The organism is Streptococcus sp. HMSC034E03 (genome assembly GCF_001811505.1).
Lineage (GTDB): Bacteria > Bacillota > Bacilli > Lactobacillales > Streptococcaceae > Streptococcus.
On sequence record NZ_KV804976.1, the window covers coordinates 116,975 to 117,733 of the forward strand.

Annotated in this window: 2 protein-coding genes; both read right to left on the reverse strand. The window is 35.2% G+C overall.

Annotated elements, in window-relative coordinates:
• Positions 1–329 (reverse strand): hypothetical protein (locus tag HMPREF2805_RS11255; protein WP_075231504.1); only part of this gene is annotated, 329 nt, incomplete at its 3' end.
• A gap of 157 nt (positions 330–486) precedes the next feature.
• A partial coding sequence (locus HMPREF2805_RS04050) for a hypothetical protein (RefSeq protein ID WP_075231505.1) occupies positions 487–759 on the reverse strand: 273 nt, incomplete at its 5' end.

A 759-nucleotide genomic window follows, 5' to 3' on the forward strand; every position in this document is an offset into this window, starting at 1 on the left:
TCCTTTAACTCAAGATGTTCTATCTGAATATCCCGACAAATAATTGTCATTTGCAGCAATCCTATATCAACCATACACTCCACAAAATCAGGATTATTGTCATACACTTGCAACGAAATTTCTTGACCATGGTGATGCAATTCTCCTCTAGTCATATCTTTAACGTGTTGATCTTTTCTCCACTGGATATCTAAAGCATCATTGCTATACTCTACTTTGGCGCATACTAAAAACTTAATTTCCCAATATTTTTCTTTGTTATGATAATCCTCTATGCATACAGAAACTTCATCGCCAAAATAGGATATCTTTAAATCTAGTATTCCCATTTCCCAATAATCTATTGCTGCAATCTCTTTTTATTTAGTTATTAAATTAAATAGTAACATAACTCTCTCCTTCCCATTTATCCCCTCAGATATTTTTGACAGATGACTATTTTCATCAATAGCGCTAAGCTCTACCAAGGTTCAACCTAACACCAAGTCACCGTCCATCTTGAAGATTACACTCCTCAATGTATTCTAACCAGGCATCAAAAGTGGGGAGAACTTCTTTTTGTTCCCATCCTGAATCAGCAAAGTCATGGATGATATGCACTAAACTGTTATCAACATCTTCAAAACAGGCGATATCATCATTATCATCTCTCCTTGCAAATGGATATAATGTTCGCTCAGGATATCTTGTTTGAAGACCTTGAAATCTTCTCACTGTTTCATCGTCATTCATCAAGTACCAAACACCAAAATCAACGAT